Annotated in this window: 6 protein-coding genes, 1 tRNA gene and 1 pseudogene; 3 read left to right on the top strand and 5 right to left on the bottom strand. The window is 71.7% G+C overall.

Translation table 11 applies throughout. The features are described from left to right. Window positions 1-465 (bottom strand): annotated as a pseudogene (locus tag U3653_RS12900) (hypothetical protein); the annotation flags it as partial. Window positions 466-492: 27 nt separating this feature from the next. On the opposite strand from U3653_RS12900, the gene U3653_RS12895 reads away from it, so the two are divergent. Together U3653_RS12895 and U3653_RS12890 are read left to right on the top strand one after the other, a co-directional pair. Continuing rightward, complete coding sequence (locus tag U3653_RS12895; RefSeq protein ID WP_323124726.1) at window positions 493-684, top strand: hypothetical protein; 192 nt, start codon at window positions 493-495, stop codon at window positions 682-684. A 275-nt stretch (window positions 685-959) separates the two neighbouring features. Next, window positions 960-2,069 carry a glycosyltransferase family 9 protein gene (locus U3653_RS12890; RefSeq protein WP_323124725.1) on the top strand — a complete coding sequence of 370 codons (1,110 nt, stop codon included), beginning with the start codon at window positions 960-962 and terminating at the stop codon, window positions 2,067-2,069. A 156-nt stretch (window positions 2,070-2,225) separates the two neighbouring features. Here the strand turns inward: U3653_RS12890 and U3653_RS12885 are convergent. Beyond that, window positions 2,226-2,301, bottom strand: a tRNA-Gly gene (locus U3653_RS12885). Between the two features lie 71 nt (window positions 2,302-2,372). Further along, window positions 2,373-3,587 (bottom strand): MFS transporter, encoded by a 1,215-nt coding sequence (locus U3653_RS12880; protein WP_323124724.1) that lies wholly within the window; start codon window positions 3,585-3,587, stop codon window positions 2,373-2,375. A 93-nt stretch (window positions 3,588-3,680) separates the two neighbouring features. Here U3653_RS12880 and U3653_RS12875 point away from each other — a divergent pair, with 93 nt between their 5' ends. Then, window positions 3,681-4,010, top strand: a complete 330-nt coding sequence (locus U3653_RS12875) for an ArsR/SmtB family transcription factor (protein ID WP_195078802.1) — start codon at window positions 3,681-3,683, stop codon at window positions 4,008-4,010. A 137-nt stretch (window positions 4,011-4,147) separates the two neighbouring features. Here the strand turns inward: U3653_RS12875 and U3653_RS12870 are convergent, their stop codons facing one another. Further along, window positions 4,148-4,570 (bottom strand): Rv0361 family membrane protein, encoded by a 423-nt coding sequence (locus U3653_RS12870; protein ID WP_195078801.1) that lies wholly within the window; start codon window positions 4,568-4,570, stop codon window positions 4,148-4,150. 143 nt (window positions 4,571-4,713) lie between these two features. Continuing rightward, on the bottom strand, window positions 4,714-6,054 hold the full coding sequence (locus tag U3653_RS12865; RefSeq protein WP_195078951.1) for a M16 family metallopeptidase: 1,341 nt from the start codon (window positions 6,052-6,054) through the stop codon (window positions 4,714-4,716). Window positions 6,055-6,064: the final 10 nt, after the last annotated feature.

Genomic DNA, 6,064 nt, shown 5'->3' with positions numbered 1-6,064 from the left:
CCGGCCGCCCCGCGCCGCCGCCACCCCCGCGCCCGCCGCGGGCGGCCGCGGCCCCGCCCCCCCCCGCCCCGCACCGGAGTCGATTCTGGTGATCAGGACGGGCCTGCCGGACTGCCGGGCCCGGCCGTGGCCGTTCGGGGCGGCCCACGGGCCGATCGCCCGCACCCGCTGCTTGCAGACCGTCGCACCGCGCAGCGGGAGGGCGACGACCCGCACATGCCGGTCGAGCAGCCCGCGCAGCCGGGCGCCCGCCTCGTCGGCGGCGAAGCCGGCGATCAGCACGACTTCCGCACCGTCGGCCGCGGCCAGCCGGGCCGCCAATCCCGCTCCACCGGGGCGGAAGGTCCGGTGCGCGACGTCGACGACGGGAGCGGCCGACCCCGCGCTGCATCGGTCCGCGCGGCCGTCGAGGTCGATGTCGAGCAGCGCGTCGCCGATCACGACCAGCGGACCGCCCGCGGCCATCACCGTGGTGCCGATGCCCGGTAAGGCATGAGCATCGGATGGGTCTGCCGTCCCGGCGCGACGGCACCGGGCCGGATGCCGATCGCGTCGTGGCACGGCAACACGGGCGAACTCGGCGACGGCCCGGTCATCGCCCTCGCGCCGGCCGGTATTTGTCGCCCGGGACGCGGGCCGTCGTACCCGCACCGGGGCCTGGCAGCCGCCCACTCGGCGGCGTGACGATTCCGGCTACAGGCGGCCACACAGCGCTCGACCAGCGGACTCGCGTGCTCGGACACCGTGGCGATCTGCACTGCTGGCTCCGTTCGCCGAGGACGATTGGATCGAACGCAGTAACGATCCGGGCCTCGCGGCGAAGCCCGCACGTGCGGACATGCCCGGACCGACCGTGCCGAAACATCCGATCCTGGACGGGGCGCGGTTTGTGCCGTCGGCTCCCGGGTAGAACGACGGCATTCGTTCCGGGCCGTCGGCTCGTCCCCGCAGGAGGTCGCATGGCACAGGCGAGCGGCGCGATGGCCGGCGCGGAACTCGCTTCTGGTCCGGCGCTCGGCCCGCTCGGCGAGGTCTTTCCCGATGTGCGGCGCATCGCGGTACTGCGCGGCGGCGGTCTCGGCGATCTGCTGTTCGCCCTTCCCGCGATCCACGCGCTGGCGGCGACGTATCCCGGCGCCCGCATCGTCCTGCTCGGGTCGGCTGAGCACGCGGAACTCCTGCGCGACCGGCCGGGCCCTGTGCACGAGGTGGTGGTCGTCGCCGAGCAGGGCAGGGCATGCGGCGAGGTCGATCGACAGCTGGGGCGAATCGATCTGGGTGTGCAGCTGCACGGCGGGGGCGCGTGGTCGAATCCGTTCCTCACCAGCCTGCGGCCACGGTGGACGGTGGGTTCCCGCGCCGCGGGGGCGGCTCCCCTGTCCCGCATGCTGCCGTTCCGCTACTACCAGCACGAGACCTTGCGCGCGCTCGAGGTGGTCGGTCTGGCCGGCGCGGCGCCCGTGCTGCTCGAACCCCGCCTCGAGTCGACGCCGTCGGATCGGTCCGCCGCCGACCAGGCCCTACGCGGTCTGCGCGGGCCGATCGCCGCCATTCATCCCGGGGCCAGAGATCCGCGCCGTCGCTGGCCGCCGGATCGCTTCGCCGAGATCGCCGCCCACTGCCTGGACCGGGACCTGGCGGTCGTGATCCTGGGCTCACAGTCCGACCGCGACCTCGTGGCCGACCTCCGCTCGCGCATCGGCGCGCGATCACCCGGCGCGGGGATCCGGCAGGTCCGCGCATTGGTCGGCGCGCCGCTACCCGCGCTGTGCGGCGTCCTGGCCCGCAGCGCGATCTTCGTCGGCAACGACAGCGGTCCCCGTCATCTGGCCAGGGCGTTCGGTACCCCGACCGTCGGCATCTTCTGGATCGGCAATGTGATCAACGCCGGGCCGCTCGGTCGGGCCCGTGATCGCGTGCTGATGTCGTGGACCACGGCCTGCCCGGTCTGCCACCGCGACTGCACCGACGAAGAACTGCCCCGCTGCCCGCACGACGTGTCGTTCGTCGCGGGCGTGCGGACCGCGGACGTCCGCCGCGATATCGATGACCTACTCGAGCACCGCTGACCACGGCCCGGCACTGCACCTCCGAGCGACGGAATTCGCGCTCGATCACCCCAGAAGAAGTTCACGGAGAAAGTCGAGGGGTGTAACGGGGGTGACCCGGAAACGCTTGTGGAGCAGGCGCCTCGGCGCGACCGGCGCGGCGGCCGGATGATTTCGTGGAGCGGATGACGGGATTCGAACCCGCGACCCTCACCTTGGCAAGGTGATGCGCTACCAGCTGCGCTACATCCGCATGCGCATCGCGGTGACCGCGATGCGACACAGAACATTAGCGGACACGCGCGGCAAAAAGCCAATCGCCGCTCATACCCGCCCGGCCGCCCGCCGGTCGCCGCGCAGGCCGAGACCGGCCGCGATCAGGCAGGCGACGGCCACGACACCGACGAACCACGGGAACACGGCGCTAAGCCCCCAGGTGGTGGCCGCCCACCCGGCGAGGATGGTGGGCAGCGCCATGGCCGAGTAGGCGAGCAAGTAGTACGCCGACATGGTCTCGCCGCGCTTGTGTTGCGGCACGACCTCCGACAGGTGGCGCAGCGATCCGCCGAAACCGAGACCGAAGGTCGCGCCGAGCGCGACGCCCGCGGCGAGCACCGCCACCCAGTTGTGCGTGGCCAGCGCGGGCACCGTCAGCACCAGCGACAGCGCCATGCCGGTGTCGCCGAGAATGGCCGCGCGCCAGGCGGGCACTCCGGTCGCGAACAATTGCGCGGTGGCGCCGGAGAGCGCGGTCGAGGCGACGACGGCCCCGCCGAAGACCAGATTGTGGATGCCGGTCTGCTGGGTGGCCAGCGAGGGGTACAGCGACAGCAGCACGCCCAGCACCGACCAGGCCGCCATCACGCCGATGGCCGAGAACCAGAAATCGGCCCGGATCTCCGGCGGCACGGCGGGTTTCGCGATCCGGATGCGTCCGGCCACCCGGGCCGAATGCGGTTCGCGCAGGGCGAGCACGCCGGCGCCGATCGCGAGGCAGACGACGGTGATCACCACGTACGGCGTGCGCAGCGGATGCGGCGCGTACTGCGCGAGCAGCGCCGAGCCGAGGATCGCCACCGCCATGCCCACGTTGAACGCGACACCGCTGAGCTGGCCGGACCGCGCGCCGCGGTGCGGACGAAGATCCAGCAGCGCGGCCGCGCCCGCGACCACGGTCGAGCCGACCGCGACGCCGTGCAACGCCCGGGCCAGCAGCAGCATGGGCACACTGTCGGCGAGGACGAACACCAGCAAGCCTGCGACCATGGTGGCGAAGGCGCCGAGCAGCACCGGTTTCCGGCCGACCACGTCGGAGATCCGTCCCGACACCAGCACCGCCCCGAGGGCGGCCACCGCGTACACCGCGAACACGATGGTCGTGGTGAGCGGGGACAGATGCCATTGCTTCTGATAGATGCCGTAGAGCGGCGCGGGAACGCCCGAAACCCCCAGCGCCACACCGCTGGCCGCCAGCACCAGGGCGTAGGCCCAGCGCTGCGCGGTCTGCTCCTCGACGGCCACCGCCATCGTCGCTGCCATCGGAACTCCGATCGGGTAAGTTTGATGATGATCGAACAGCATTCGACGATACATCCGGTACGACAATCATCAAACCCGAGAGTGAGCCAGATCATGGCCGATGTCCGAGACGCGGACCAGCAGGCGCCCCCGGTCGCCGCGCTGCCCGTGGTGCTCAGCGCCCTGCAGGACCCGGTGCGCTTGGAGATGGTGCGCAGGCTCAGCAACGCGGGAACGGCGGTGCGCTGCGGCGCGCTCTACGAGGTGATCAACAAGTCGACCGCCACCCACCATTTCAAGATTTTGCGCGAGGCGGGCGTGATCGAGCGGCTGACCATCGACGGCCAGACCTGCCAGCGTCTGCGCGCCGACGATCTGGAGTCCGCCCTGCCCGGGCTGGTTGCGACGATCGTCGCGGCCGCCAACCGCGCCTGCCGGGATTGACCCCGGCCGAGCGGGTTTGGTCGACAGGTATCGAAGGCCGCTCGCGCCCGGTAATGATCGGCCGAGCGGGTCCCCGGTCGACAGGCGTCGAAGCGCCACTGCCCGTCCGGCAGCGACCGGTCGGGCAGGTCCCCCGGTCAGCAGGCGTCGAAGCGCCACTGCCCGTCGACGAAGGTCCAGGTCTTGGGCTTCGTGTCGTCCTCGGACGCGCGAGCGTCGAAATTCTTGACCGTGACCGTCCCGGTCGATCCGGAGACGGTGACGGTGATCTCCGACGGCTTCGACTTCAGGTCCCTGCCGTCGTAGAGCTGCGCCATGGATGCCGCGAAGTCGTCCTCGTTGAGCGTGAGCCTGCAACGCGCGGAACGGAACTGATACGCGGCGGCGTAGTCGTGATCGGCCAGCGCGTCGTTCATCTTCCTGGCGTCCGCGCGCAGCGCCGCCTCGGTCGGCTCGCCCGGCTTGCCTGCGTCCGCGTCCGTCCCGCCGCACCCGGCCAGCACGAGGACGGGCAGCGCCACCGCGCCCAGCAGGCGAAGGGCACGACTCGTTCGGTTCATCTCGACTCCTTGCCAGAGATCGCCGGATCCGGCACCCGGACAATCGCGTTCAACGCCCTCCGGCGAAGACCGACGGCCGGGCGGCCGAAACAGTATCGCGGCGGCGGACGCTCCGCCAAGCCGCGACACCGCCCGCGCTCGGATCAGCTCGGCACCAGCCGCCGGACGGCGGCGGGCAGGTCACGGGTGCGCTTGTACGGTCCGGCGACCGACGCGGCGAACGGCCGCGCCAGCAATGTGCGCGCGACGGCCGACACTTCCTCGGTCGTGACGGCGTCGATGCGCGCCAAGGTCTCCGACACAGTGCGATGGTTGCCGTAACTGAGTTCGCTGCGCCCCAGCCGGTTCATGCGCGAGGCGGAGTCCTCCAGGCCGAGCACCAACCCACCGCGCAACGAGCCCTTGGCGCGGGCGCACTCGGCGTCGCTGATGCCGTCGGCGGCGACTTCCTCCAGGACGCCGCGCGCCAGCGCCGCCACCTGCCCGAGATTCTCCGGCTGACAGCCGATGTACACCGAGAACGCGCCGGTGTCTGCGAAGGTGTCGACGCTGGAATACACCGAGTAGGCCAGCCCGCGCTCCTCCCGGATGCGCTGGAACAGCCGGGAACTCAGGCCGCCGCCGACCACGGTGTTCAGCACCGACAGCGGCCAGCGCCGGTCGCCTTCGTGCCGCCCGAAGGCGCGCACGCCGAACACGAGATGCGCCTGTTCGCTGTCGCGGTGGCTCCAGTGCAGCCGGGGGTCGCCGTGGGGGCGGAACCGGCCCTCGCGCCGCGGGGCGGGCGTGGCCGCCGGATCGAGCCGGTTCTCGAAGGCGCGATGCACCAATTCCACGGTGTGGTCGTGCTCCACGTTGCCCGCGACCGCGACCACCATCCGGTCCGGCCGGTAGCGCCGCAGGTGGAACGACCGCAGCTGCGCGGCCCGCATGCCCTCGATGGATTCGATCGAGCCGATCACCGGACGCCCGATCGGATGATCGCCGAACAGCGCGGCCAGGAAGGAATCGCCGACCAGGTCCTCGGGGTCGTCGTCGCGCATCGCGATCTCCTCGAGCACCACCTGCCGCTCCACGTCCACGTCCGACGCCCGGCACAAACCGTTGAGCACGACGTCGGAGACCATGTCGACCGCCAAGGGCAGGTCGTCGTCGATGACGTGCGCGTAGTAGCAGGTCTGCTCCTTCGCGGTGAACGCGTTGAGTTCGCCGCCGACCGCGTCCATCGCCTCGGCGATGTCGAGGGCCGACCGCGTCGGCGTCGCCTTGAACAGCAAGTGCTCCAGGAAGTGCGCGGCCCCCGCGACGGTGGGGCCTTCATCGCGCGACCCGACACCCACCCACACGCCGACGGACGCCGAACGCACTCCGGGCAGATGCTCGGTGACCACGCGCAACCCACCGGGCAGTACGGTGCGCCGCACGCCGCTGTCCGAGTCCGCCCGCAGCTCGAGTGACGAACCCCCCTGCCCGGTGCTGAGCAGAGGGGTTGTC

Origin of the sequence: Nocardia implantans, from assembly GCF_035544775.1 — a bacterium.
GTDB classification, from domain to species: Bacteria; Actinomycetota; Actinomycetes; order Mycobacteriales; family Mycobacteriaceae; genus Nocardia; species Nocardia implantans.
Note: the sequence above shows the minus strand (reverse complement) of the source record. Positions and strands in the feature narration are given on the sequence as shown.

What these genes read in the sequence shown, in the direction of transcription:
- U3653_RS12895 (WP_323124726.1), top strand. Translation starts at nt 493, where the DNA reads ATGAGCATCGGATGGGTCTGCCGTCCCGGCGCGACGGCACCGGGCCGG.
- U3653_RS12890 (WP_323124725.1), top strand. Translation starts at nt 960, where the DNA reads ATGGCACAGGCGAGCGGCGCGATGGCCGGCGCGGAACTCGCTTCTGGT.
- U3653_RS12880 (WP_323124724.1), bottom strand. Translation starts at nt 3,587, where the DNA reads ATGGCAGCGACGATGGCGGTGGCCGTCGAGGAGCAGACCGCGCAGCGC.
- U3653_RS12875 (WP_195078802.1), top strand. Translation starts at nt 3,681, where the DNA reads ATGGCCGATGTCCGAGACGCGGACCAGCAGGCGCCCCCGGTCGCCGCG.
- U3653_RS12870 (WP_195078801.1), bottom strand. Translation starts at nt 4,570, where the DNA reads ATGAACCGAACGAGTCGTGCCCTTCGCCTGCTGGGCGCGGTGGCGCTG.